1 protein-coding gene is annotated in these 343 nt (G+C 54.8%); it reads left to right on the top strand.

From position 1 onward, the window contains the following. Positions 1–343: ATPase domain-containing protein (locus B3180_RS08660; protein ID WP_286844043.1), on the top strand; the 343-nt coding region annotated here is incomplete at both ends.

The raw sequence follows: 343 nt of genomic DNA, 5'->3' as shown, positions 1-343 counted from the left end.
ATGGAATAGTTTAAGTGAAGTGCGTTTAGGCCCAACTCCCGCTAACCGCTCGGCAAAATTTGAAGGTTATGCTGGCGGTGCCTCAGGCAATAAAATTCAAACGCTTGCCGAAATTTCGCTCAACGATGTGCCGCGTTTTAGCAGCGGTGCCGGTGAATTTGATCGTGTGCTTGGCGGCGGTTTTGTGCCAGGCTCGGTGGTGTTGATCGGGGGCAATCCGGGCGCGGGCAAATCGACTTTGCTGTTACAAACCCTGTGTAATTTGGCGCGCACTATGCCTGCGCTGTACATCACGGGTGAAGAGTCGCTGCAACAGGTGGCGATGCGCGCCCAGCGTTTGGGT

The sequence above is a fragment of the Idiomarina sp. UBA4206 genome (assembly GCF_002383015.1).
GTDB classification, from domain to species: domain Bacteria; phylum Pseudomonadota; class Gammaproteobacteria; order Enterobacterales; family Alteromonadaceae; genus Idiomarina; species Idiomarina abyssalis.
Note: the sequence above shows the minus strand (reverse complement) of the source record. Positions and strands in the feature narration are given on the sequence as shown.